The sequence below is a fragment of the Sphingobium chungangianum genome, from assembly GCF_977014255.1.
Genome location: NZ_CDRNIV010000006.1, coordinates 2,820,197 through 2,845,324, shown reverse-complemented (window position 1 = coordinate 2,845,324; position 25,128 = coordinate 2,820,197). Strand labels below are relative to the sequence as shown.

Here is a 25,128-nt window from a genome sequence, read left to right as displayed (position 1 = left end):
CCTTGTTTTAGGAGGGGTTATCGCGAGAGCTTGCCAAGCTCGCGCCCACCCCTAACCTCTCCTGCTTGCGGGAGGAGAATGTCTCCGGGCCGACCCTCCAAATATCCATCATCGACATGAAAAAGGCGGCCCTTCGCAGAGCCGCCTTTCTCATCCTTTCAGCGCGAAGCCTCAGAACGGCACTTCGTCGTCCAGATCATTGTCGAAATTCGGCCCGCCAGCGCCGCCCCGGGCACCACCGGACGAGCGCCCGCCGCTGCCGCCGCCAAAGCCGCCACCGCCGCCGCTGCCACCGCCGAAATCATCATAATCGCCGCCAAAGCCGCCCGAGCTGGCGCCCCAATCACTGCCGCCGCCCTGCGAGCGACCACCGCCCTGGCCACCACCAGGCGCGCCGTCGAGCATGGTCAGCACCGCGCCCGGCCCCTGCAAAACCACTTCGGTGGTGTAGCGGTCGTTACCCGACTGGTCCTGCCACTTACGCGTGCGCAGCTGGCCCTCGACATAGACCTTCGATCCTTTGCGCAGGAACCGCTCGGCGACGCCCGCCAGACCTTCGGAAAAGATCGAGACGCTATGCCATTCTGTGCGCTCCTTGCGCTCGCCGGAATTGCGGTCCTTCCAGCTTTCGGACGTGGCGATGCGAAGATTGCAAACCTTGCCGCCATTCTGGAAGCTCTTCACTTCCGGGTCAGCGCCCAGATTGCCTACCAGAATGACCTTGTTGACCGAACCCGCCATATTTCCTCCGATACTTTGGAGGTTCTTATAGTCGGCTGGCCTGCGGACGCTACCCTAAACCGAGGGCTGTTGCTGTCCAGTAAGTGACTCCCGCCGCGACATAAGCGAGCGCGAAAAGATAGCCGATCATGAAGAGCGGCCATTTCCAGCCGTTGGTTTCCCGCTTCGTCACGGCGATCGTCGAGATGCATTGCGGCGCGAACACGAACCAGGCGAGGAAGGCGAGCGCAGTGGGCAGCGGCCAATTATCCTTCAACCGATCGCCCAGGCTCCGTTCCAGCCTGGTCTTCATCTTGATCCGCATCGAGCGAATAGACGGTCGCGAGTGCCGACACCGCTACTTCCCGTGCGGCCATTGCCGGGATAAGCGCGAGGGAAATGTCGCGGTTAAAGCCGATCGGCTCCAGCACGACGTTGAGCCCGTTGGCGATCCGTCCGGCGACCGAATAATTGACCTGGCTGACGCTGCTGTTGTCCGGCGCCTTGGGGAAGCTGAGCAACACCCACAGAATCACGGTCGATGTGAAGATGATGGTGCCCGCGCGCTTCAGAAAGATCACCGCCCGCTGCCACAATCCAAGCAGTATGTCCTGCGGGCGCGGCCATTGATATTTCGGCATTTCCATCAGGAAGCTGCCGCTTGCGCCCTTGGTGACGGTGGCGCGGAGGATCAGCGCGACCAGCATCGCGCCGACGATCCCGGCGATGTAGAGGCAGAAGAGTACGAGTCCCTGAAGGCCGATGCCCAGCCCCACGTTGCGCGCCGGGATGAAGGCGCCGATGATCACCGCATAGACCGGCAAGCGGGCCGAGCAAGTCATGAGCGGTGCGATCAATATGGTCGTGAGCCGGTCCTTCGGATCGGCGATGGTGCGCGTCGCCATGATTCCCGGCACGGCGCAGGCGAAGGAGGAAAGCAGCGGGATGAATGCGCGGCCCGACAGGCCGACACGGGCCATCAGGCCGTCCATCAGGAATGCCGCGCGGACCATATAGCCGGTCGCTTCCAGCATCAGGATGAAGAAGAAGAGGATGAGGATCTGCGGCAGGAAGACGACCACCGATCCGACGCCGTTGATGACGCCATCGACCAGGAAGGATCGTAGCAGGCCATCGGGCAACGCGTTGGTGATGATCTTGCTTGCCGTTTCGGCCAGCCCCTCGATCATGGCGATCGGCGCTGCGGACCAGGCATAGACCGCCTGGAACATGATGAAGAGCAGCGCGAGCAGCAGCAGCAGACCTGCAACGGGGTGGAGCGCAACCCGGTCGACCGCAGCGGTCAGGCGGCGCGAGGGCGTTTCGCGAACCACCGCCGCGCGCGCGATCCTGCGCGCCTCGCTGCGCAGGGCATCGAAGTCGAGAGGCGCGGCAGCAGGCCGGACCTTGGCACTGCCATCGAACAAGGCGTCCAGTTCGGTGCGAAGATGGTCGAGCCCGCGTTTGCGAACCGCAACGGTCGAGATAACCGGCACCCCCAGTTCGCGCGAGAGGATATTCGCGTCCAGTTCCAGCCCGTCGCGGGTGGCAAGGTCCACCATGTTGAGCGCCACGACCGTCGGCAGGCCAAGGGCGATCAACTCAAGCGCGAACCGCAGGTGATTGTCGAGGTTGGAGGCATCGACGACCACGACGAGCGCGTCCGGCAGCCGCTCGCCATGCTGCTTGCCAAGCACGACGTCGCGGGTCACCTGCTCATCGGGGCTGGTGGGATTGAGGCTGTAGGTGCCGGGCAGGTCGACCAATTCGAGCGGGCGGCCATCGGAAAGCGACAGCCTGCCTGCCTTACGTTCCACCGTGACGCCGGGATAGTTGCCCAGCTTCTGCCGCGCGCCGGTCAGGGCGTTGAACAGGGCGCTCTTGCCGGCATTGGGATTGCCGACCAGCGCGACCAGTGGCAGGCCACTCATGCCGCCTCCGCCGTACCCGTGCGGACGGTAATCGCGGCCGCATGATTGCGGCGCATCGCAATGGTCATGCGCCCGACCTTGCAGGCGATCGGACCACGCCCGAGCAAACCGCCATGATGCAGCGCTTCGACGCTCGCGCCTTCGCACAGACCGAATTCACGCAGACGCTGGCCATCCGACGCGGAAAGCGCGTCCCAGTCGATCAGGTCCACATAGGCTGGCTGGCGCAACGGCAGTTCGGACAGGCGCAAGGAAGTAAAACTCGCTGAGATCACCTGCGAGTGACTATCAATATAGATAGGAAAAGGCCAGCCGGAATCGCGGCCTTTCGTGGGCAGTCAGGTTGCGGGGTAGCGGAGCCTGCCGATGAAGCGAGCAAGGCTCAGCCGCTCACCGCCGCCTATGCCTTTCCACCTCGCCTTGGCCCGTTCGAAGCGCATCACCCCTTCGATACGCCGATCGAGGAAGGCGCGGCTATCCGCCCAATCTTCGCTTTCATCGTCCACGAACACCAGCAGCGTTGCGGCATAGACCGCCGCTAGCGTCAGGCGCTTGCTATAATGATTGAGGTCGGTCGCGCTGTCGCCAGCCGCGCGCCACATCACATCGGCCGATCGCCAGCCCAGGCGAGCTGCGCGAACGCTGTTCTGCGGCAGGGCCATGATAGCGAGCGCGCGGCGCAAGGCTTCCCGGTCGCGCGCCAGCAGTGTCAGCCGTGCCGTGACCAGCGCGATGATGCGCTGGCGGATCGACATGGTGACGAGCTTCTCTGGCGTCAGCGCCTCCAGCATGCGCGTGTCGATGCTGGCGAACCAGGCATCGATCATGTCCATGGCGCCCGCCGAAAAGGCGAGATGCGCGATGTCGGCATCCACCCGGCCTTCCGATGCGGCCATGGTGACCGCTTCGGCGCGCCAGCCGTCAAATGCGGCATGGCGGGGCAGGATCGGCGCGAGAAACGCCCGCACTTCATCAAGGGTCGGGTCTTCAGGCAAGGTCGTCATGCCCCTTATGGTAAGGCGCGGCACGCCTGCACACAAGCGCAGGACTTCGATCAAAACATGATGTTGCAACATATCATGAGATATGATGTAACATCATGTCTGTGACGGGCAGAAGCTCGCGAGGATTCTAGGATGGAGGATGCGATGGCAGTAATGGCAATGCATGCAACTGGCGGCGGGACGCGGCCTGGCTATAGTGGTGGGGGCGGATCGCCCGTAGCGATCGGAGCGACCATCGCCGTCCACGCGCTGGTGGTGGGCGCTTTCATCCTTATACCCAAGGAGGTGATCGCCCCCTATGTGCCGCAGATCCTGATCGGCAAGCAGATCCCGCTCGACCCGCCGCCTCCACCCGAAGCGCAGCCCCAGCCGCCCGAGAGCAGGCTGCCGGTGGGTCCGACGACCGACCCGATCCCGACAAATCCCGATGATCTGGTGAAGCTGCCTGACAGCGGAACGGGGCCAATCGTGCCCGCTGGTGACACTGGTACTGACACGAGCGGGGGTATCACCCTCCCGCCGCTTGAACCAGTATACGAGCCTCGGCTCGTCGAACCCGGCATCGACCCGCGCGCCATGTCGGCGTTCCAGCCCGACTATCCCGGATCGATGATCCGCCAGGGGATGGAAGGCTCCGTCACCGTCCGCGTCAGCATCGGCACAGATGGCAAGGTGACAGCCATCGAACGGCTCTCCGCCACGGACGAGGCCTTCTGGATCGCCACCCAGCGGCACGCCATGCGCAAATGGCGCTTCCGCCCCGCGACTCGGGATGGCGTGGCCGTGCCCGGCACCAAGGTGCTGACCGTCCATTTCAAGCTGACCGACCGTTGAATGCCGCCATGCCGGATGCAAGGCCCGGCTTTGCATCCGGCGCCGCCCTATCCTATATAGCGGCGATGGCGATCTTCCCCCGTCCGGTCTCTCCCAGAAGCGCTCTAGGCGATATGTGGAGCTATTTTCGCGAGAATCGGCCGCATAAATGGCCGCTGCTCGGGCTGTCGATGGCGATCACCTGGGTGATCATGTGGGTGTTCATGGTCGACGCGAACACCAACACGATGCCGACCCGCAACAAGATCATCTACGTCCAGAGCTGGGACGCGAGCCGGTCGGACGCGGCGATCATCCTGCAACAGAAGATCGACTTGGCGAAGAGCGAGGCGGCACTGCAGAAGCGGCAGAAGCAGATGCAGGGATGGGCCGACTCATTCGGCATCGACTGGCGCACCGAAGAAGCCCGCAACAGCGCGCGCCGCAAGGAAGCGTTGAAGCAGATCAATGCCCAGCTCGATTCGCGACTGGCCAAGGCGGAGGCGGCGGAAAAGGCCGCGCCCCAGACCAGCCAGAATTGAATTTCCCGATGGCCGACCCCGTCGAGGACCGCCGTTTCATGGCAGCGGCCATCGCCCTGTCCGAGCGCGGTCGCGGTCTGTCCACCCCCAATCCCAATGTCGGATGCCTGATCGTCCGCGACGGCGCGGTGGTTGGTCGCGGCTGGACCCAAAAGGGTGGCCGACCTCATGCCGAAGCCCAAGCGCTCGATGAAGCAAAGGATCAGTCGCGCGGCGCGACCGCCTATGTGACGCTGGAGCCCTGCTTCCATCTGTCCGCTCGTGGGCCGCGCTGTGCCGACCTGATGGCGCGGGCTGGCGTCGCGCGCGTAGTGATCGCGCTGCGTGATCCCGACCCGCGCACCGATGGCCAAGGTGCGGGGCATCTGCGCGCGCGAGGCATAGAGGTCGAGATGGGCCTGATGGCGCATGAAGCTGCTGCGGCGATGCGCGGCTTTGTCCTGCGGCAGACGCTGGGCCGCCCGGCCGTCACCTTGAAGCTTGGCCTGTCACTCGACGGCTGCATCGCGCTCAAGGACGGGTCGAGCCGCTGGATCACCGGCGAGGCGGCGCGCGCCCATGCACATCTAGAGCGGGCGCGGCATGACGCCATCCTGGTCGGCGGCGGCACTTTGCGCGCCGACGCGCCCCGCCTTGATGTCCGGCTACCGGGACTGGAGGATCGCTCACCCCACCGCCTGCTGCTGACTCGCGGCCGGGCGCCCAAGGGGTGGGAGGCCATCGCGCAGCCGGAGGATATCGCCGCGCTCGATCATGTGGACCATCTGATGGTTGAGGGCGGCGCGGCAGCGGCGGCGGCCTTCCTGCGCGCCGATCTGGTCGACCGCCTTCTGCTCTACCGCGCGCCGATCATCATCGGCGGCGGCCTTGCGGGGATCGGTGATATTGGCCTCACCGATCTTGGCGAGGCGCACCAGCGCTGGACCCTGACCGATGGACGCCAGCTGGGCGAGGACCGGCTGGAGGTTTACGAACGGCGACGCGGCGCTTAGGAGCGTCACGGAACCAGCAGGATCGCATACCCATGTTCACCGGCATCATCACCGACATCGGCACCATCCGCTCCGCCGAGCAGCGCGGAGACCTGCGCCTCGTCATCGGCGCCGCCTATGACATGGAAGGCGTTGCGATCGGGGCGTCGATCGCCTGCTCGGGCGCATGCCTGACCGTGGTCGAAAAGGGCGCGGACTGGTTCGCCGTCGATCTGTCAGCCGAAACGATGGAGCGAACCGCGCCCGGCCTGTGGAAGCAGGGCGGCAGGCTGAACCTTGAACGCGCGCTCAAGGTTGGGGATGAACTGGGCGGGCATATCGTGACCGGCCATGTCGATGGCGTGGGCACATTGGTGTCGATCACGCCGGAAGGGGATTCTACCCGGCTGGTGATCGCCGCGCCCCCGGCGCTGGCGTCCGCGCTTGCCGCAAAAGGATCTATCACGGTCGATGGCATCTCTCTGACCGTTAACAGCGTTGAGGATCAGCCGGACGGGTCCGTTCAGTTCGGTCTGAACATCATTCCGCATACGGCTGCGGCTACGACGCTGGACGATCTGGCGACCGGCCGGAGGTTCAATCTGGAGATCGACGTGCTGGCCCGTTATCTCGACCGCATGCAGAGCCTTCGCGGATCGATGTGATTCGCGCTTGAAATGATCACACTATGATGTGATAACTGCGTCCCGAGGCCGATCTGGTCAAGGAGTCGCAGTCATGTCTTCCGCGCTTATCGATACCATTCGCACGCTAGTCAACGAAGGTGGCATGTCCCGGTCGGGCCTTGCGCGCGCTGCGGGCCTTCATGCCAATTCCCTGCGGAAACTGGGCGAAACGGACTGGAACCCGACCGCCGAAACGCTGGGCAAGCTCGAAAATTATCTGGCGCGGCGCGAGGGTGGCACTGCGCTTGCCTCCCCGGAAGAAATCATCAACGAAGCGCGCAACGGCCGCATGTTCATCCTGGTCGATGATGAAGACCGCGAAAATGAAGGCGATCTGGTGATCCCGGCGCAGATGGCGACACCCGATGCGATCAACTTCATGGCGACGCATGGCCGGGGCCTCATCTGTCTCGCGATGACCAAGGATCGGGTCGATCATCTGGGCATCGACCTTATGAGCCGCAACAACGGCACGCGGCATGAAACTGCCTTCACCGTGTCGATCGAGGCGCGCGAGGGCGTAACCACCGGCATCAGCGCCGCCGACCGCGCGCGCACCATTTCCGTGGCGATCGACGGCTCCAAGGGCCGCGATGACATCGTGACCCCCGGCCACGTCTTCCCCCTCGTGGCCAAGGATGGCGGCGTGCTCGTGCGCACCGGCCATACCGAGGCGGCTGTCGATGTGGCGCGTCTCGCCGGGCTCAACCCGTCGGGCGTGATCTGCGAAGTGATGAAAGACGATGGCACCATGGCGCGCCTCGACGACCTCATCCCTTTCGCGCAGAAGCACAAGATGAAGATCGGCACGATCCGCGACCTCATCGCCTATCGCCGCCGTCATGACCATATGGTCGAACGGCGCGCCGAAACGGTCTTCAACAGCAAGTGGGGCGGCGATTGGAAGGCGATCAGCTTCTATAACAAGGCGACGCAAAGCGAACAGCTGGTGCTGCAAAAGGGCCATGTTTCGCCCGACGAACCGACGCTGGTGCGCGTGCATCAGCTTTCGCTGCTCGACGATGTCTACGGCGCCAGCGGCCCCCGCTGCGAAATCCTGCGCAAGTCGATGGAGATCATCGCCAAGGAAGGCGCGGGCCTCATCGTCGTCCTGACCAGCAATTCGCCGGCCGATTTCCTGACTCGCATCCTGCGCCATCATGCTGGCCAGCCTGGCAGCGGCATGGACGAATTGCGCGACTATGGCGTAGGGGCGCAAATCCTCGCTGAACTCGGCGTGCACGACATGATCCTGCTCACCAATTCCAGCCACAGCCTCATCGCGCTTGACGGCTATGACCTTGCCGTGGTTGGGCATCGACCCGTCGAGCTATAAAAAAAGGATATCGGCCGTGGCGAAATTCCTGATCGTTGAAGCCCGCTTCTACGAACATCTCAATGACCTTCTGATCGAAGGCGCGGTGGCCGCGCTGGAGGCGGAAGGGCATAAATATGAAGTGGTGACGGTGCCCGGCGCGCTGGAAATCCCCGGCGCGGTTGCGCTGGCGGCGGAGTCCGGACGCTATGACGGTTTCGTGGCGATCGGCGTGGTGATCCGCGGCGAAACCTATCATTTCGAAGTGGTGTCGAACGAAAGCGCGCGGGGCCTTATGGCGCTCAGCATGGACGGCATTCCCATCGGCAATGGCATCCTGACCGTCGAGAATGAGGCGCAGGCGCTGACCCGCGCCAAGCCGGATGAGAAGGACAAGGGCGGCGAAGCGGCCAAAGCCGCGATCGCCATGCTGGGCCTGCGCGAGAAATTCGGCGCCTAGGCGCTTCGGGCTTTAAAAGAGCATCGCCTCTTAATCCCGTTCGCCCTGAGCTTGTCGAAGGGTTCTACTTCTTTTTTAAGGAGAAAGGGCCGACCGTCATCGGAGCGGCCCTTTCTCCATAAGGTTCAGCCCGCCTTGGCGAGAACCGGATAATCCACATAGCCCTCGCGGCCCTGCGTGTAGAGCGTATCGGTGCTCAAGGGGTTCAGCGGAGCCCCTAGCGACAGGCGATCCGGCAGATCCGGATTGGCTATGAACGGACGGCCAAAGCTGATCGCCTGGGCAAGGCCGCTGTCTAGATCCTCCTGCGCCCGCCCCGCGTCATAATCACTGTTCAGGACGAGCGGGCCGCTGAAATGACGGCGGACGAGCGGCGACTGACGCGGAACGTCGCTCGCGCCTCGGCTGCCGTCCGGACGCAGCTCGCGCATCTCCAGAAAGGCGATGCCGATCGGGGCAAGCACCTTGGCAATGGCGATGGCAAGGCTCGCGGGATCACTGTCGTCCGTCCCCTGCGAGGCGCCATTGATCGAAATCCGCACCGCCGTGCGGTCGGCGCCAACGGCGTCCGCTACGGCCTGCGTGATCTCGCGCAGCAGCCTGACACGGTTTTCGGGGCTGCCGCCATAGATGTCCTGCCGCTGGTTGACGCCGTCGCGAAGGAATTCGTCGAGTAGATAGCCGTTGGCGGCGTGAACCTGAACGCCGTCAAATCCCGCTTCCCGCGCATTGCGCGCAGCTGTGACATAAGTGGCGATCAGGGCCGGGATTTCCTCTGCGTCCAACGCGCGGGGCTGTTCATAAGGCTTGTTGCCCTCATAGCTATGGGCATGGCCGGGCGCGGCAATCGGACTCGAAGATACCGGCGGCTGCCCGCTGACGCTGGAATGGACGAGGCGCCCCATGTGCCAAAGCTGCGCGAAGATACGGCCGCCGACTTCATGCACGGCCTGGGTAATCGGCTTCCAGGCCTCCGTCTGCTCGGCCGTCCAGATGCCCGGCGCGAAGGGCCAGCCTAGTCCCTGACGCGACACGCCTATGCCTTCGCTGATGATCAGGCCGGCCGAAGCGCGCTGGCGATAATAGTCGGCCATGATCGGCGTCGGCACATGATCGCGGCTGGCGCGGGCGCGGGTGAGCGGCGCCATCAATATGCGATTACGGGCCTTGATGGCGCCCAACTGAACAGGATCGAAGAGGCTGGTCATGAAAATCCCCTTATTACGGTTGCAATTTGCAACGCATAAGCTTGCCGACGCCAGCTAGGGATCGGTGATCAGGCTTTCAAGCCTGTTCGCGGCAAGATGTCAAAACAGTGTGTCGACCGCATGAATGGCCAATCCTACAAGGCCACCGACCAAAGTACCGTTGATCCGGATATATTGAAGGTCGCGGCCGACAGCGCTTTCGAGGCGGCTGGTCACGGTTCCCGCGTCCCAGCCGCGCACGGTTTCGCTCACCAGCTTCACGATGGAATCGCCATAGGCGGCCGTCGCGCCGACAGCCGCGCGCCGCACGAAGCGGTTGATCAGCAGGCGAAGGCGGGCATCGTCCTGAAGCGTGGTGCCCAGTTGGCGCAGCGCTTCGCCCAGCCGCCCCGCCATCGCCTTGCCCGGATCGCGGACGGCGCGCAGCAGGCCGGATCGTGCCTGTTCCCAAAGGCCGTCTATCCAACGCTGCATTGCGGGATTTTCCACGATCTCGTCGCGGAGGCGGGCCACGCGTTCCTGCATGGCGGCATCGAATTGCAGGTCGCTTGCCAGCTTCGCCATGCCCTCTTCGGCCTTGAGGCGTAGGCTATGTTGCGGATCGGCCGCCATCTCGACGAGCAGGCGCCGCAACCCGTCGATGATGGCGTTGGACAGATTTTCATCCAGGCCCGTCCAGCGCAGAACCTTGCCCGCCCGGTCATGCACCATCTGGCGGATAAGGTGGTCATTGGCCTCCAGCGTGCGATCGGCCCAATGGATAATGCCGTCCATCACAGGCGCATGGCGGCCATCGCGCATTGCCGCCTCGATCGCCTGACCGATCAGCGGCGCGATATTCATGCCCCGCAGCCTTTGGGCGATCGCACCCTTGACCATGCCGCCAAGCCGCTCCTGATCCAGCGCCTCCAGCATGTCCGCCACCAGCCGGGACGCCCCTTCGCGCAAGCGCCCATCGCCGCCTGACGGGCTAGCGAGGAAGCGTCCTGCGGCGGCGGCGACGTCCAGCCGCTGCATCCTGCGCGCAACAACGGCGGGGGTCAGGAAATTGTCGCGCAGGAAGAAGGCTAACGTATCGCCGATCCGGTCCTTGTTGCGCGGGATGATCGCCGTGTGCGGGATGGGCAGGCCCAGCGGATGCCGGAACAGCGCGGTGACGGCGAACCAGTCGGCAAGGCCGCCCACCATCGCGGCTTCCGCAAATGCCTGAACGAAACCGATAGCTGGATGCAGATGGACGGTAGATCGCGCAGCGAGGAACAGTACCGCCATCGCGATCAACATGCCCGTCGCAACCACCCGCATGTCGCGCGGCGGCCGGACAGGCACGTCGGCGACGGTCGGGGGAACGGGAAGCTGCTTCATCGTCCGTCCAACGGTTACGCCGCCGTTTCGTTCAGCCATGCGCTTCTTTCAGGCGAGCCGACTGCCATCATTCCGCCGGTTGTGCATTTCCCTCATGCTTTGCATCGTCCCCCGGCTTGTATGTGAGCAGACGGCGGCTGAGGCGCGGACCCGCCCATCCTTCGATCTGTAGCGCCAGACTGAATGTCGCGGGCACGATCACAAGGGTGAGGAGCGTGGACAGCAGCAAACCGCCGATCACTGTGATGCCCATGGGCGCGCGCCATGCGCTGTCGCCGCCCAGCGAGATGGCGGTGGGCACCATGCCCGCAACCATCGCGACGGTGGTCATGACGATCGGCTGTGCGCGCTTGTGCCCCGCATCGATGATCGCGTCGAACCGGGGCACGCCCTTCTGGATTTCCTCCAGCGCGAAGTCGATCACCAGAATGGAGTTCTTCGCGACGATCCCGAGCAGCATCAAGATGCCGATCATCACCGGCATGGAGATAGGGTGCCCGGTAAGATGCAGCGCCAATGCCCCGCCGAGCGGCGCCAGCAGCAACGATCCCAGATTGACGAACGGCGGCATCAATCGCTTGTAAAGCAGTGTCAGCACCGCCAGCACGAGCAGGATGCCGGAAATGACCGCAACCGTGAAGTTCTTGAGCATTTCTGCCTGCCACTTCGATTCGCCGGTGTTGATCTTCTGAATGCCCGGGATACGGCCTTCACTGATTTCCTTCATCGTGGGCAGCGCGTTGATCTTCTTCATGGCCTGACTGCTGACGATGCCGGGTGCGAAGTCGGCATCGACGACGATCCGGCGGATTTGGTTATAGCGACGGATTTGCGTCGGCCCGGCACCGAATTCGATATCGGCGACCACCTTCAACGGAACCGAACCGCCGCTGACGGTCGGCACGGGCATGTTCTCGATCGTCGCGATGTCGCTGCGGCTGTCCTCGGCCACGGCCACGCGGATGGGAATCTGGCGATCCGATAGCGAGAATTTGGCCGTATTCTGGTCAATGTCGCCGATCGTGGCCACGCGAATGGTCTGGCTGAGCGCGGCGGTGGTGACCCCCAGGCTCGCGGCCAGGTCGAATCTGGGTTTGATGATGATCTCGGGCCTATTCATGTCGCCCTGGACCCGGGGCGACCGGACTTCCTTCACGCCGCTCATTTCGGAAACCAGCTTGTTAGCGACACGATCCAGCAGCGCGGCATTGTCGCTGCCGAGCATGATCGTAACGTCACGGCCCATGCCTCCACCCGCTTGCGACTGGAAGTTCACACGGGCATCCGGAATTTGCTGGAAGCGGGGCGCCATGCTGCGTTCCCACTCGACCGAGGAAGCAGGCCGGTCCTTCTTCAGTGTAAGATAGATGTTGGCGCTGGTCGGTTGGATGTCGGCGAAGGCCGCGTTGACGAACTTGGTGTCGGCGGTCAACATGTCCGCAACGCGCCGGGCGACTGCGGTGGTTTGCTGTAGCGTGCTGCCGGGCACGGTTTCGATCTTCACCTGGCTGTAATCGGTGTTCATCGATGGCTGGAATGCCATTGGCAGCGTCCCGAAGGCGAGCAGCGTGGCGATGAAGGCCAGCCCCCCGATGCCGACGGTCCAGATGCGGTGGTCGCGCAGCCAGGCCGCAAAGCGGGGGCGGGCGCCTGATGCGCGATAGGCTTTGGCCCGGCTTTCATCGAGCGACCAGTGCAGCACACGCATATAGACGTCCATCAGCCAGCCCTCGCCATGGCTTTCCTGGCCGTGCGCCTTGAGGAAATAGGCCGCGACCATGGGCGTGATGAGGCGGGCGACAGCCAGGCTGAGCAGCACCGCGACCACGACGGTCATGCCGAACTGGATGAAGAACTGGCCCGAAACGCCGGGCATCAGCGCAACTGGCAGGAATACGGCGACAATAGCCATTGTCGTCGCCAGCACTGCCAGGCCAATCTCGTCGGCCGCGTCGATCGATGCCTGATAGGCTGTCTTGCCCATGCGCATGTGGCGCACGATATTTTCGATCTCCACGATGGCATCATCGACCAGCACGCCCGCGACCAGGCTGAGCGCCAGCAAGGAGGTCACGTTGAGCGTGAAGCCCATCATGTCCATGAACCAGAATGTCGGGATGGCTGACAGCGGGATTGCCGTGGCGGCGATAATCGTCGCGCGCCAGTCGCGCAGGAACAGGAACACGACGACGACCGCCAGCACCGCGCCTTCGATCATGGACTGCATCGCCGCATGATATTGGCTCTTGGTATAATCGACGCTGTTGAAGAGTTCCTTGTAACGGATCTTCGGATTTTCTTTCTTAAGCTGGTCCAGCACCTTGATCGCATTGTCGAACACGGTGACGTCGGATGACCCCTTCGCCTTTTCCAGGCTGAAGCTCGTCACCTGCATGTCATTCATCAGCGAAAGCGACCGTTGTTCGCCATACATGTCGCGCACATCGGCAAGGTCGGACAGCTTGACGGTGCGGCCGCCGGAGATGGCGATCTGGGTCTGGCCCAGAGCATAGGCGTCCTGCGCATTGCCGAGCACGCGGATCGCCTGCTCGGCTCCCGCGATTTCGGTGCGGCCGCCCGCCGCGTTCAGGTTGACCTGTTGTAACTGCTGATTGACTTGCGCAGCCGTGACGCCGTGCGACTGCAGCTTGGCGGGGTCGAGGATGACGCGAATTTCGCGGGTGACGCCGCCACCACGCCTGACCGCCGCCATGCCCGGCACGGCAAGCAGACGTTTGGCGACAGTATTATCGACATACCATGACAATTGTTCCAGCGTCATGTCGGTCGCTTCGGCACTGAAATAGGCGATCGGACGATCGGCATCGAGCCGCGTCACCTGCGGTTCCAATATGCCTTCTGGCAGTTCGCTACGGATCTGGTCGACAGCGTTCTTGACGTCGGCGACGCCCCGATCGATCGGCGTTCCGATCTGGAACTGCACGATCGTCATCGAATTGCCTTCGGAGACGGTCGAGGTGATCTCGTCAACGCCGCTGATGCCGCGCACGGCGGCCTCGACACGCTGCGTTACCTGGGTTTCCAGTTCCGGCGGCGCGGCACCTGGCTGCAATACCAGCACTTGAGCGATGGGGAAGGTGACGTCGGGCTGCTGGTTGATGTCCATGCGGCCAAAGCTGACCATTCCCGCGAGAAGCAGGGCGACGAACAGCACGAGCGGGGACACCGGGTTGCGGATGGCCCAGGCCGACATATTACGAAAACTCATGACGGCTTCCTCGCCTGCGCGGGCTTACCCGGCCTTTTGAATTTGCGGCCGCACCTTCTGCCCGGGCCGCAGAAAGGCGCCTGCCGACGCGACAATGCGCTCGCTGCCATTCAGGCCTCGCGTAACCGCAACGCCCTTCGGGGAGACCTGTCCGACCTCGACGCCGCGCCGTTCGGTCTCGTCCCGCGCGTTGACGATGTAGACAAACTGTCCCTTGGCATCGGTCTGCACGGCGGACTCCGGCAGCAGCGGGGCCGTTGCCGTGCCGCTGACGATGCGGGCAGCGGCAAATCCGCCGGGGCGGATCGCCTTGTTATAGGGTATGGAGATGCGCGCGATGCCCTGCCGCGTCTGTGGATCGACGACCGGAGAAACCTGCCAAATGCGTCCGGTGAATTCCGTCTGGCCACCGACAGGGGTGACCGTCGCGCTGTTTCCCGGCCGCAACGTGGCGAGATCGCTCTCGCTCAGTTGGGCCAGAAGTTCCATCTCGCCATCCTTGGCCATGCGGAAAAGCACGCCGCTGCCCGAACCGACAATCTGACCGGGTTCGACATCGCGGGTCAGGATCAGCCCGGATGCAGGGGCGCGAATATCAAGCCGTCCCGTCCGGGCACGCTGTTCGGCCAATTGTGCAACCGCGACATTCACTCGGGCGTTGGCGGCATCACGCGTGGCTGTGCGCTGATCGATATCGGCCCGGCTGATGAAGCCGCGCTTCACAAGGGCCTGGGCACGGTCGAGCTGCGCCTGAGCCAGCTTCGCATCGGCGCGATTTACCTCTACCTGTGCGGCAAGCGAACGAACCTGCTCCGCCTGTACCGACCGCTCGATCACCGCAAGCACCTGCCCGGCGCGAACCCAATCGCCCGGTTGCACCAGCACGCGCGTCACCTGCCCGCCCTCGCCAACGACGCCGACAGGCATTTCGACACGCGCGGCCAGTGATCCCGTGCCGCTGACGGTGCGGGCCACGACGGACCGGCCTGGCACGAGGACGGTGACGACCGGCGCGTCTTCCGCAGGGGCTGCCCCATCCCCTTTCTTGCCATGCATGCTGATCCAGGCTGCAACGGCAATCAGGATGATCGCAATCACCGCGCCAATCGTCAGCGCCCGCCGCCTTGAAGGGCGCGGTTCTTCGCCAAAGACGCGCGCCGGAACATCTCCGGCCACCTGAGTTTCGTAATTCATCCTGATTCCATCATTCGGCCGACGGGCCGACCGGCGCTGTGTTATATGAATACATCACCCGGCTCAACCCTCAATACACTTTGCGCAACGGCGGAGCAACGCGGGCTGGCCGCCTTTGCTTGCCAAATTCATGCGCCTGTGGCGCTATGCGGCATGAAGTGGATGGGAGGCTAGGATGGAATTACTAGGTTGGATCATCGTCGGCCTGTTCGCAGGAGCGATTGCCCGGTTTGTGACGCCGGGCAGAAATCCCGGTGGATGCGTGGTTACGATCCTGCTGGGAATAGCGGGGGCATTATTCGCCGCTTATGTCGGTCGATTATTGGGTGTCTATGAAGCGGACGAACAGGCGAGCTTTCTTGCGGCCGTATTGGGCTCGATAGCCGTTCTGGCCATCTATCGCTGGTTTGCGGGGCGCGGCTGAACGAACGGCGAAAAGGGCCGCGTCGAAACGCAGCCCTTCATACCCGCCAGCCTAGCTTCCGGGGTGGTTAACGCATTGATCCGCGACGGACCAGGTTGACGATGGCAAGCAGCACGATCGCACCCACGAGGGACACGAGGAAGCTGTACAGCGTCAGACCCTCATTGATCGAACCGCCACTGAAAATCAGGCCGCCGATAAAGGCGCCGACTATGCCCACCACGATGTTTAGAAGGATGCCCTGCTGCGCATCGGTGCGCATGACCATGCTGGCAAGCCAGCCGATGATGCCGCCGACAACAAGCCACAAAATGATACCCATTTCACACTCTCCTTGGACCACCGCCCCCAGCGGGTTGGCTGATGTATTTAACGGCGAAGTCGGCTTCGCGTTCCCTGGGAAATGTTTCTGGCTTGACAATGGCCGGTGAATCGGTGCGCGATCCAAGTGAAAGGGCCGCCGGATTTGCATCCGGCGGCCCTTGATGTGCCTGCATCCTTCGCTGCCCGGCGTTGAGCCGGACACGGAGGATCAGTATTTCTGCTGCCGTTCGTAGAGCGACTTGTAATATTGGATCCGCGTAACACGCAGGCCGTGCATGCCCGACCGATCGACAGCGCGCTGCCAGCCTGCAAATTCCTCAAGCGTCAACGAATAGCGCGCGCAGGCTTCATCGACGGTCAACAAACCACCGTTGACGGCGGCGACCACCTCAGCCTTGCGACGGACGACCCAACGCGTCGTATTCGCGGGAGGCAAGCTCTCCAGAGTCAAGGGTTCCCCGAGCGGCCCGACGACCTGAGCAGGTCGGATTTTTTGATTTTCTATCATTCTCACCCTCAAAAAGCGGCACTGGCGTTGCCGAATTCAGCAGCGGCAACCGGTATGCGCGTCAGCCCTGAAGATCAGCTAAAGCGCCACGGTAAACGCCCCCTTCATCATCCTTGTCCCACTCTTAAATGCTGTGCGATCAACGGGTTGAAACTTCCCGTTGGGCGTGCGGCCTCGATCATGCCGCCCGGACGTGGCGCGAACACTTCGGCCAAATCCTGGATCCAGTCGCTCGTCTCATCCTGCCCCCGCAGGACCCCGGCCACCGCCCGCGCGGTCGGGCTGGCCGCCTGCTCCGCTGCCGAAGCGGCGCGTAGCAGCGGCCAGACCGGCGCATGCGGCCGACTGACGGGTCTGGCATTGGCGGGTTTGAGCCCGCCTGCCCGAAGGAAACCAAAATCCATGGGAAGGGAGGTAGCGAAAAAAGGATAAGGTCCGGTAAACTCGCGGGGCCGAAACGACGCTTTGCAGCGCGCGGCGTGGAATCCCGCTGGAATGCAACGGCGCGGACGATTATATGCCCGGCCATGCAGCCCCAGTTCCAGTTGCCCGAACCGCTTGCGAAGCGGCGAATCGTCGTTGCCATGTCTGGCGGCGTCGATTCGAGCGTCGTCGCCGCCCTTGCCGCGCGTACGGGCGCCGAAACCATCGGCGTCACGCTACAGCTTTACGATCACGGCGCCGCTGTCGGCCGCACGGGCAGCTGTTGCGCGGGGCAGGATATACGGGACGCGCGCGCTGTCGCCGACCGTATCGGCATCGCCCATTATGTCTTCGATTATGAAAGCCGTTTCAGGGATTCCGTCATCGCCGACTTCGCCGATGAATATATGGCGGGGCGGACGCCCATCCCCTGCGTCAAATGCAACATGGGCGTGAAGTTCACCGACCTGTTCCAGATCGCGCGCGATCTGGGCGCCGATTGTCTGGCGACCGGCCATTATGTCCGCCGCGTCGAGGGCGCGCAGGGCGCCGAACTGCACCGCGCGGCCGATCCCGCGCGGGACCAGAGCTATTTCCTCTTCGCTACCACCCAGGCACAGCTTGATTATCTGCGCTTTCCGCTGGGCGGTCTCCCCAAGCCGCAAGTCCGCGAAATCGCCGCAGAACTTGGCCTGTCGGTGGCGCTGAAGCCGGACAGCCAGGACATCTGCTTCGTACCCGATGGCGATTATGCGGGCGTGGTTCGCAAGATTCGCCCCGACGCCGATGAAGGTGGCGACATCGTCCATATCGACGGCCGCATCATGGGCACGCACAAGGGGCTGATCCACTACACCGTAGGCCAGCGTAAAGGACTGGAGATCGGTGGGCAGGCCGAGCCGCTCTATGTCGTCCGTCTGGATGCCGATGCTCGGCGGGTGATTGTCGGACCCAAAGCGGCGCTCGCGGTTTCAGCGGCGCGGCTGAGCGACATAAACTGGCTTGGCGGCGACTTCAGCGGGCCGTTGACCGCCAAGGTGCGGTCGATGGCAAAGCCTGTTCCGGCAAGGCTGGAGGGTGATCGCCTGATGTTTGACGCCCCCGAATATGGCGTGGCGCCAGGTCAGGCCGCCGTGCTCTACGCGAGCGACCGGGTGCTGGGCGGCGGCTGGATCGAGGCCACCGAGGCTGCACTGGCGCAAGCTGCATGAATATTGTCCTTTGTGGCGCGCGCGGCTAAGGCCCGCCGGTCATGACTCGTCCGCTCACACTCGCCATTCCCAAGGGCCGCATCCTCGATGAAGCGCTGCCGATGCTCGCGCGCGTCGGTATTGAACCTGAAGCGGAATTTCATGACAAGAAAAGCCGGGCGCTGCGTTTCGCCACGAACAGGCCCGATATTTCGATCATCCGCGTGCGCGCCTTCGATGTGGCGACCTTCGTCGCCCATGGCGCGGCGCAGATCGGCATCGTCGGGTCGGACGTGGTCGATGAGTTCGACTATTCCGAACTCTATGCGCCCGTGGATCTCGACATCGGTCATTGTCGTCTGTCGGTCGCTGAACCGGTTGACCTTGCGGGCGAGGATGAGGCCGCGATGAGCCATGTGCGGGTCGCCACCAAATATCCTTACCTCACGCGCCGCTATTATGAGGCGCGCGGCATCCAGGCCGAGTGCGTGAAGCTGAACGGGGCGATGGAACTCGCGCCCTCGCTCGGCCTGTCGCGCCGGATCGTCGATCTGGTATCATCGGGCGCGACGCTCAAGGCTAACGGGCTGGTCGAAACCCATGTCATCATGCAGGTGTCGGCGCGCCTTGTCGTCAATCGCGCCGCCTACAAGATGCGCTCGGCCGAACTGGCGCCGCTGGTGGAAAGCTTCCGCAAGGCCGTGGGGAAGCGCGATGCCGCTTAGGCTCGACAGCCGCGACGCTGATTTTGCCGCTGCGTTCACGGCGCTGGTCGATGCCCGGCGCGAGGCGGATGAAGATGTGTCGCGCGATGTCGCGGCAATCCTGAAGCGCGTCCGCGCCGAAGGCGACGCCGCGCTGGCCGATTACACCAGCCGGTTCGACCGGCACGATCTGGAGGCAAGCGGCTGGGCGGTTACCCCCGCGGAGTGCCGCGCCGCGTTGGACGGCATCTCGCCTGAGTTGCGCGGGGCGCTGGAACTCGCGGCGGCGCGGATCACCGCCTATCACGAAAAGCAGCGACCGCAGGACAGCGACGGCACCGACAGCGCTGGCGTACGGCTGGGCGCGCGCTGGCAGCCGGTGGACGCGGCTGGGCTTTACGTGCCGGGCGGCCGGGCAGCCTATCCCAGCTCGCTGTTGATGAACGCCATTCCCGCCAAGGTGGCTGGCGTGTCACGTATCGCCATGGTGACGCCGACGCCCAATGGCGTGATCAACCCGCTCGTCCTTGCCGCTGCCAGCATTGCGGGGATAGAGGAAATCTGGCGCGTGGGCGGCGCGCAGGCCGTGGCTGCGCTCGCCTATGGCACGGATCGGATCAAACCGGTCGATGTCATCACAGGCCCTGGCAATGCCTGGGTCGCCGAAGCCAAGCGTCAGCTTTATGGCGTCGTCGGCATCGATATGGTCGCAGGACCGTCCGAGATCGTCGTTGTCGCCGACGGGAAAAATGATCCGGACTGGATCGCCGCTGACCTTCTGAGCCAGTCGGAGCATGATCCGACCAGCCAGTCGATCCTCTTCACCGACGATGCCGCTTTCGCCGATGCCGTGGCGGCGGCCGTCGAAAAACGACTGCCGCTATTGTCGACGCAGGCAGTCGCCACGACCAGCTGGGCGGCAAACGGCGCGATCATCCTCGTGCGCGATATGGAAGAAGCGATGCCGCTGGTTAACCGGCTGGCGGCCGAACATCTGGAACTGGCGGTGGACGATCCCGACGCCCTGTTTGCGCAGGTCCGCCACGCCGGATCGGTCTTTCTGGGTCGCATGACCCCCGAAGCTGTCGGCGATTACGTCGCAGGCCCCAACCATGTGCTGCCCACGGGTCGCCGTGCACGCTTTTCCTCGGGGCTTTCGGTACTCGACTTCATGAAACGCACCAGCTTCCTCAGCCTTGATCAGGCTGCGATCGATGCGATCGGCCCGGCGGCGGTCGCGCTGGCGGAGGCGGAGGGGTTGCCTGCCCATGCCGCCTCGGTGGCGGTGCGGCTCAAATAACCTCTGTTCGCCCCAAGCTTGTCGAAGGGCAGTATTTTCTTCAAGAAGGGCAGGGCTTCGACAGGCCCAGCCCGCATGGCTATATGGAATCCCGATGACTGAACGCTCCAAATCCCGCTCCGCAGCCCGGCTTGCCGCGGTGCAGGCGCTGTACCAGCTGGAAATGGAAGGGACGCCCCTCGCCACCCTGCTGCATGAATTCCATCAGCACCGACTGGGCGCGACGATCGAAGACGTGACCTATGCCGATGCGGAAGAGAGCTTTTTCGACGATGTCGTGACCGGCGTGGACAAACGGCGCGACGAGATTGACGCCATGATCACCTCCCGCCTGTCCAAGGGCTGGAGCCTTGAGCGGCTGGACAAGCCGATGCGGCAGATCTTGCGGGCGGGCGCCTATGAACTGATCGCGCGCAAGGATGTACCGACCGGCACGGTCATCAGCGAATATGTCGATGTCGCTCATGCCTTTTACGACAAGCGGGAGGCGGGTTTCGTCAACGGCCTGCTGGACGGCGTGGCGAAGGACGTGCGCCAGTAACGAACCACCTCGGGCGGAGCCCTTCGACAGGCTCAGGGCGAACGGAGGTCAATTATGTCCGCTGAATCCCGTTTCCTGACCCTCTTGCGCCTGCTAGCCAATGATCCCGCCGCGCGCGGCTTGCAGGACGATGTAGCGGTGCTGGATGTAGGTGGCGCTCGCCTGATCCTTACCAGCGACACGATGGTGGAGGGGGTGCATTATCTCCCCGGCGATCCCCCTGCGGACATCGGCTGGAAACTTGCCGCCGTGAACCTCTCGGACCTTGCCGCCAAGGGTGCGCGGCCAGTGGGTTGTCTGCTCAATTACGCGCTGTCGGGCGACGATGGCTGGGACGCGGCGTTTCTAGAGGGGCTTGGCGAGGCGCTTAGCCGTCATGCCATGCCGCTACTGGGCGGCGACACGGTGCAGATGCCGCTGGGCAGTCCGCGCAGCTACAGTCTGACGGCGATTGGCGAGACAAGCGGCCCCGTGCCCGCCCGTAGCGGCGCGCGCGCAGGTGATCGTCTCTATCTGACGGGTCCCGTTGGCGATGCCGGCGCGGGGCTTGAACTGCTCCGCGCGAACGCCGCCGCTTCCGGGCCGCTGGTGGAGGCTTATCGCCGCCCGCGACCCCGGCTCACCGAAGGCGCGCTGCTTGCAGGCCAAGTCCATGCGATGATGGATGTGTCCGACGGCCTGCTGATCGATGCCGCGCGCATGGCGCAGGCTAGCGGATTGGCTGTCACCATCGATCATGTTCCGCTTTCCTCGGCGCTGGAGGCGGTCAGCGGCGGCAGCACTGCCGCTCAGGTCGCCGCGGCGCGGGCGGGCGATGACTATGAGTTGCTGTTCGCACTGCCGCCCACGACAAATCCGCCAGTACGAGCCATTCCGGTGGGTTGTTTCTCATCGGGGTCGGGGCTGAAGCTGATCATCGACGGCGCGGATATGCCATTGCCCGACCGGCTTGGTTGGGAACATGGCTGAACCAGGACCCCGCAAGACCCTGATTCGGATGCGTTTCGTAACGGCTTGACGCCGCCCGTCCTGCCTGTAGCTTCCGTCCATCCTTTTCTCAGCCCGGTTGGACGCCCATGACGCGCGTAACCTTGATGCTGATTGACGCGGTGCCTGATGCCGGATGCGTGAATTCCGGCCGCCCGCGCTTATGCCTTTCGCCCGCCCGTTTTTCCCTGCGGAGCGGCCGATGACAGCAAAAACAGGGGGAGAGGAACATTCATGCAGATTGTCTATATCGCCATAGGGTGCGGGCTATTAGCCCTGCTCTACGGCCTGATAACCAGTCGTCAGGTACTGGCGGCCTCCGCCGGCAATGAAACCATGCAAGCGATCGCGGGGGCGATCCAGGAAGGGGCGAAGGCCTATCTCAGCCGCCAATATATGACCATCGGCATGGTCGGGGTCGTGGTCGCGGCGATCGTCTTCTTCTTTTTAGGCGCAACATCCGCAATCGGCTTCCTGATTGGCGCAATCCTGTCCGGATCGGCTGGCTTCATCGGCATGAACATTTCGGTGCGCGCCAATGTCCGCACCGCCGAAGCGGCACGCACGACTTTGCAGAGCGGCCTCACCGTCGCCTTTCGTGCTGGCGCAATCACCGGCATGCTGGTGGCGGGTCTGGCGCTGCTCGCGATCAGTGTCTTCTTCTGGTATCTGACCGGACCCGCAGGTCATGCGCCGGACGATCGACTGGTGATCGACTCTCTGGTCGCTTTGGCTTTCGGCGCCAGCCTCATCTCGATCTTCGCGCGCCTCGGCGGCGGCATCTTTACCAAGGCGGCGGACGTTGGCGCCGACCTTGTCGGCAAGGTGGAAGCGGGCATTCCAGAGGATGACCCACGCAATCCCGCCGTGATCGCCGACAATGTGGGCGACAACGTGGGCGACTGCGCCGGCATGGCGGCCGACCTGTTCGAAACCTACGTCGTCACCGTTGGTGCGACCATGGTGCTGACGGCACTGCTGGTGAGCGGGGTCGATAACATCTTCCTGCAACGGCTGATGGCATTGCCGCTGATCGTCGGCGGGGTGTGCATCATCACGTCGATCATCGGCACCTATATGGTGCGTCTTGGTGCCAGCCAGTCGATCATGGGTGCGCTCTACAAAGGCTTCTGGACGACAGCGATCCTGTCGATCCCCGCGCTCTATTTCGTCACCCAGTTCACGCTGGGCGATCTTCAGACGCGCTTCGGCACCGATCTGGATGGCAATGGCGGCTATTCCGGCATGGAGTTGTTCTGGTCGATGATGGTGGGCCTCGGCGTGACGGGTCTCATTGTATGGATCACCGAATATTATACCGGGACCAACTATCGCCCGGTGCGCAGCATCGCCCGCGCATCGGAAACTGGCCATGGCACCAATGTTATCCAGGGCTTGGCCGTCAGCCTGGAGGCGACCGCGCTGCCGACCCTGGTGATCGTGGGCGGCATCATCGTCTCTTATAGTCAGGCGGGCCTGATCGGCATTGCCTTTGCGGCTACGGCGATGCTGGCGCTTGCGGGCATGGTCGTGGCGCTCGACGCCTATGGTCCCGTCACCGACAATGCGGGCGGCATCGCGGAGATGGCGCATCTGGATGACAGTGTGCGGAGCAAGACCGACGCGCTGGACGCAGTGGGCAATACGACCAAGGCGGTGACGAAGGGCTATGCGATCGGGTCAGCCGGGCTTGCCGCGCTGGTGCTGTTTGGCGCTTACACCGAGGATCTGAAATTCTATAACTCGGCCCTCGGCCTGACCGAGCCGGTCGATTTCAGCTTGTCCAACCCCTATGTCATCGTCGGCCTGCTGCTCGGCGCATTGCTGCCCTATCTGTTCGGCGCAATGGGCATGACGGCAGTGGGCCGCGCGGCGGGCGACGTGGTGAAGGATGTTCGCGATCAGTTCGCCACCAACAGAGGTATTATGGAAGGCACCTCACGGCCCGACTATGCCCGCACTGTCGACCTTGTCACCCGAGCGGCGATCAAGGAGATGATCATCCCCAGCCTGCTGCCAGTGCTGGCGCCGATCGTCGTCTATTTCGCGATCTCTGCCGTGGCGGGAACACCCAATGGCTTTGCAGCGCTCGGTGCATTGCTGCTGGGCGTGATCGTGTCCGGACTATTTGTCGCCCTTTCCATGACATCGGGCGGCGGCGCATGGGACAATGCCAAGAAATATATCGAAGATGGCAACCATGGCGGGAAAGGATCCGAAGCGCATAAGGCGGCCGTGACCGGCGATACCGTGGGTGATCCCTACAAGGATACGGCGGGGCCTGCGGTCAACCCGATGATCAAGATCACGAACATCGTCGCGTTGCTCTTGCTCGCCGCTCTGGCGCACGGCGTCTGACGGCATTTCGCAACGAAAAGGATATGACCCCGCCCTATCATGGGGCGGGGTCATTTTTTGTGCGGAAGGCGGAAGGCCGATCAAATCGGCTTTGACGGTTGCCGCTATCGGTCACGCCGCAGAAACAATAGTCACAAATATTACATAAAATAGAAATGACGTTGTCACATAAAGGTCATAGTCGCGCCCCGACGCCATGGGGCGGAGGGAGATTATGATGCGACCGATTTTGAAACTGGCGCCTGCGCTGGTGGCTTTGGCCATTCCGGCTGTGGCTCATGCCTCGGAGGATGACCAGCTTTGGACCGGCGTTAGCGCCACTGTGAAACTGAGCGACAAATGGCGCTTCTCGCAGGAGGTCATTGCCCGGTTCAGCAACGATCGCGACGGTCTGTACGAGGTCGAGATGAACTCGATGATCGGCTACAAGGTCAGCAAGAAGGTGACGGTTTGGGCGGGTTATACCCATGATCCCAATTACAATGCCGGTGACTTCTCGGTGATGGAACATCGCGGCCGCCAGCAGGTGACGTTCGACAATATGGTGAAGATCGGCCCCGGCCAGCTCAGCGCCCGCCTGCGCCTTGAGGAGCGTTGGCGCGAAGGCGTCGATGGCACGGCCTGGCGCTTCCGCCCCTATGTCAAATATGTGCTGCCCTTCAAGGAAGGCGGCAAGACCGCGTTGGTGCTGAGCCATGAAAGCTTCATCGACCTCAACACCACCAATTTTCAGCGGGTCGAGGGCGAAGAGCGGATGCGTAACATGATCGCCATCACGACCCCGATCGCGAAGAATGTGAATGCGGAAATCGGCTATCTGCATCAGCATGGCTTCCGTCCGAATGCCGACGATGCCAACGACAATGTGGCATCGCTAGCGCTGAGCTTTTCCTTCTGATTTTCGGCACCGGAGCGGGGGAGGGCGGTGCCT

26 protein-coding genes are annotated in these 25,128 nt (G+C 63.3%); 14 read left to right on the top strand and 12 right to left on the bottom strand.

Translation table 11 applies throughout. The features are described 5' to 3' along the window. Positions 1 to 171: 171 nt before the first annotated feature. The 5 genes from ssb to ACWNC0_RS21090 form a co-directional block, all read right to left on the bottom strand. A complete protein-coding gene (gene ssb / locus ACWNC0_RS21110; protein WP_449474408.1) occupies positions 172 to 741 on the bottom strand; it encodes a single-stranded DNA-binding protein in 570 nt (189 codons plus the stop codon). A gap of 49 nt (positions 742 to 790) precedes the next feature. Continuing rightward, positions 791 to 1,033, bottom strand: a complete 243-nt coding sequence (locus ACWNC0_RS21105) for a hypothetical protein (RefSeq protein ID WP_449474407.1) — start codon at positions 1,031 to 1,033, stop codon at positions 791 to 793. Next, complete coding sequence (gene feoB / locus ACWNC0_RS21100) at positions 987 to 2,651, bottom strand: ferrous iron transporter B (RefSeq protein ID WP_449474406.1); 1,665 nt, start codon at positions 2,649 to 2,651, stop codon at positions 987 to 989. The genes ACWNC0_RS21105 and feoB overlap by 47 nt, the downstream gene beginning before the upstream one ends. Continuing rightward, the gene (locus ACWNC0_RS21095) at positions 2,648 to 2,902 is read right to left on the bottom strand and encodes a FeoA family protein (RefSeq protein ID WP_449474405.1); all 255 of its coding nucleotides are present in this window, start codon (positions 2,900 to 2,902) and stop codon (positions 2,648 to 2,650) included. Before ACWNC0_RS21095 ends, feoB begins: the two co-directional genes overlap by 4 nt. 87 nt (positions 2,903 to 2,989) lie before the next feature. After that, positions 2,990 to 3,655 carry a COQ9 family protein gene (locus tag ACWNC0_RS21090; protein ID WP_449474404.1) on the bottom strand — a complete coding sequence of 222 codons (666 nt, stop codon included), beginning with the start codon at positions 3,653 to 3,655 and terminating at the stop codon, positions 2,990 to 2,992. 144 nt (positions 3,656 to 3,799) lie between these two features. Between ACWNC0_RS21090 and ACWNC0_RS21085 the strand changes: the two genes are divergently transcribed. The 6 genes from ACWNC0_RS21085 to ribH all read left to right on the top strand — a co-directional run bounded on the left by ACWNC0_RS21085 (position 3,800) and on the right by ribH (position 8,442). Beyond that, positions 3,800 to 4,489: an energy transducer TonB gene (locus tag ACWNC0_RS21085; protein WP_449474403.1), complete on the top strand. Its 690-nt coding sequence runs from the start codon at positions 3,800 to 3,802 to the stop codon at positions 4,487 to 4,489. Between the two features lie 8 nt (positions 4,490 to 4,497). Continuing rightward, on the top strand, positions 4,498 to 5,010 hold the full coding sequence (locus tag ACWNC0_RS21080; protein WP_449474402.1) for a hypothetical protein: 513 nt from the start codon (positions 4,498 to 4,500) through the stop codon (positions 5,008 to 5,010). Between the two features lie 8 nt (positions 5,011 to 5,018). Then, a complete protein-coding gene (gene ribD / locus ACWNC0_RS21075) occupies positions 5,019 to 6,002 on the top strand; it encodes a bifunctional diaminohydroxyphosphoribosylaminopyrimidine deaminase/5-amino-6-(5-phosphoribosylamino)uracil reductase RibD (RefSeq protein WP_449474401.1) in 984 nt (327 codons plus the stop codon). Positions 6,003 to 6,034: 32 nt separating this feature from the next. Further along, on the top strand, positions 6,035 to 6,646 hold the full coding sequence (locus ACWNC0_RS21070) for a riboflavin synthase (RefSeq protein WP_449474400.1): 612 nt from the start codon (positions 6,035 to 6,037) through the stop codon (positions 6,644 to 6,646). A 73-nt stretch (positions 6,647 to 6,719) separates the two neighbouring features. After that, positions 6,720 to 8,003, top strand: a complete 1,284-nt coding sequence (gene ribB, locus ACWNC0_RS21065) for a 3,4-dihydroxy-2-butanone-4-phosphate synthase (protein ID WP_449474399.1) — start codon at positions 6,720 to 6,722, stop codon at positions 8,001 to 8,003. A gap of 16 nt (positions 8,004 to 8,019) precedes the next feature. After that, complete coding sequence (gene ribH, locus ACWNC0_RS21060) at positions 8,020 to 8,442, top strand: 6,7-dimethyl-8-ribityllumazine synthase (protein WP_196224790.1); 423 nt, start codon at positions 8,020 to 8,022, stop codon at positions 8,440 to 8,442. Positions 8,443 to 8,567: 125 nt separating this feature from the next. Here ribH and ACWNC0_RS21055 read toward each other — a convergent pair whose 3' ends face one another. From ACWNC0_RS21055 to ACWNC0_RS21040, 4 genes are all read right to left on the bottom strand, one after another. After that, positions 8,568 to 9,650 carry an alkene reductase gene (locus ACWNC0_RS21055; RefSeq protein ID WP_449474398.1) on the bottom strand — a complete coding sequence of 361 codons (1,083 nt, stop codon included), beginning with the start codon at positions 9,648 to 9,650 and terminating at the stop codon, positions 8,568 to 8,570. Between the two features lie 99 nt (positions 9,651 to 9,749). Further along, positions 9,750 to 11,015: a DUF445 domain-containing protein gene (locus ACWNC0_RS21050; protein WP_449474693.1), complete on the bottom strand. Its 1,266-nt coding sequence runs from the start codon at positions 11,013 to 11,015 to the stop codon at positions 9,750 to 9,752. A 67-nt stretch (positions 11,016 to 11,082) separates the two neighbouring features. Beyond that, positions 11,083 to 14,244: an efflux RND transporter permease subunit gene (locus ACWNC0_RS21045; protein WP_449474397.1), complete on the bottom strand. Its 3,162-nt coding sequence runs from the start codon at positions 14,242 to 14,244 to the stop codon at positions 11,083 to 11,085. A gap of 24 nt (positions 14,245 to 14,268) precedes the next feature. After that, on the bottom strand, positions 14,269 to 15,438 hold the full coding sequence (locus tag ACWNC0_RS21040; RefSeq protein WP_449474396.1) for an efflux RND transporter periplasmic adaptor subunit: 1,170 nt from the start codon (positions 15,436 to 15,438) through the stop codon (positions 14,269 to 14,271). Positions 15,439 to 15,613: 175 nt separating this feature from the next. On the opposite strand from ACWNC0_RS21040, the gene ACWNC0_RS21035 reads away from it, so the two are divergent. Then, on the top strand, positions 15,614 to 15,862 hold the full coding sequence (locus tag ACWNC0_RS21035; RefSeq protein WP_449474395.1) for a GlsB/YeaQ/YmgE family stress response membrane protein: 249 nt from the start codon (positions 15,614 to 15,616) through the stop codon (positions 15,860 to 15,862). A 67-nt stretch (positions 15,863 to 15,929) separates the two neighbouring features. On the opposite strand, the gene ACWNC0_RS21030 is transcribed toward ACWNC0_RS21035, so the two are convergent. The 3 genes from ACWNC0_RS21030 to ACWNC0_RS21020 all read right to left on the bottom strand — a co-directional run bounded on the left by ACWNC0_RS21030 (position 15,930) and on the right by ACWNC0_RS21020 (position 17,098). Continuing rightward, positions 15,930 to 16,184, bottom strand: a complete 255-nt coding sequence (locus ACWNC0_RS21030) for a GlsB/YeaQ/YmgE family stress response membrane protein (protein WP_449474394.1) — start codon at positions 16,182 to 16,184, stop codon at positions 15,930 to 15,932. 210 nt (positions 16,185 to 16,394) lie between these two features. Next, positions 16,395 to 16,694 carry a CtrA inhibitor SciP gene (sciP, locus tag ACWNC0_RS21025; RefSeq protein ID WP_097092542.1) on the bottom strand — a complete coding sequence of 100 codons (300 nt, stop codon included), beginning with the start codon at positions 16,692 to 16,694 and terminating at the stop codon, positions 16,395 to 16,397. A 107-nt stretch (positions 16,695 to 16,801) separates the two neighbouring features. After that, positions 16,802 to 17,098, bottom strand: coding sequence for a hypothetical protein (locus ACWNC0_RS21020; RefSeq protein WP_196224785.1), 297 nt, complete (start codon positions 17,096 to 17,098; stop codon positions 16,802 to 16,804). 123 nt (positions 17,099 to 17,221) lie between these two features. Here ACWNC0_RS21020 and mnmA point away from each other — a divergent pair, with 123 nt between their 5' ends. The 7 genes from mnmA to ACWNC0_RS20985 all read left to right on the top strand — a co-directional run bounded on the left by mnmA (position 17,222) and on the right by ACWNC0_RS20985 (position 25,095). Then, on the top strand, positions 17,222 to 18,328 hold the full coding sequence (gene mnmA, locus ACWNC0_RS21015; protein WP_449474393.1) for a tRNA 2-thiouridine(34) synthase MnmA: 1,107 nt from the start codon (positions 17,222 to 17,224) through the stop codon (positions 18,326 to 18,328). A gap of 41 nt (positions 18,329 to 18,369) precedes the next feature. Further along, positions 18,370 to 19,032: an ATP phosphoribosyltransferase gene (gene hisG, locus ACWNC0_RS21010; protein ID WP_449474392.1), complete on the top strand. Its 663-nt coding sequence runs from the start codon at positions 18,370 to 18,372 to the stop codon at positions 19,030 to 19,032. Further along, a complete protein-coding gene (gene hisD, locus ACWNC0_RS21005) occupies positions 19,022 to 20,311 on the top strand; it encodes a histidinol dehydrogenase (protein WP_449474391.1) in 1,290 nt (429 codons plus the stop codon). The genes hisG and hisD overlap by 11 nt, the downstream gene beginning before the upstream one ends. Before the next feature lie 94 nt (positions 20,312 to 20,405). Continuing rightward, positions 20,406 to 20,852: a transcription antitermination factor NusB gene (gene nusB / locus ACWNC0_RS21000; RefSeq protein WP_449474390.1), complete on the top strand. Its 447-nt coding sequence runs from the start codon at positions 20,406 to 20,408 to the stop codon at positions 20,850 to 20,852. A gap of 54 nt (positions 20,853 to 20,906) precedes the next feature. Beyond that, a complete protein-coding gene (gene thiL, locus ACWNC0_RS20995) occupies positions 20,907 to 21,821 on the top strand; it encodes a thiamine-phosphate kinase (protein WP_449474389.1) in 915 nt (304 codons plus the stop codon). Positions 21,822 to 22,073: 252 nt separating this feature from the next. Then, the gene (locus ACWNC0_RS20990; RefSeq protein ID WP_449474388.1) at positions 22,074 to 24,197 is read left to right on the top strand and encodes a sodium-translocating pyrophosphatase; all 2,124 of its coding nucleotides are present in this window, start codon (positions 22,074 to 22,076) and stop codon (positions 24,195 to 24,197) included. A 217-nt stretch (positions 24,198 to 24,414) separates the two neighbouring features. Continuing rightward, the gene (locus ACWNC0_RS20985; RefSeq protein WP_449474692.1) at positions 24,415 to 25,095 is read left to right on the top strand and encodes a DUF2490 domain-containing protein; all 681 of its coding nucleotides are present in this window, start codon (positions 24,415 to 24,417) and stop codon (positions 25,093 to 25,095) included. Positions 25,096 to 25,128: the final 33 nt, after the last annotated feature.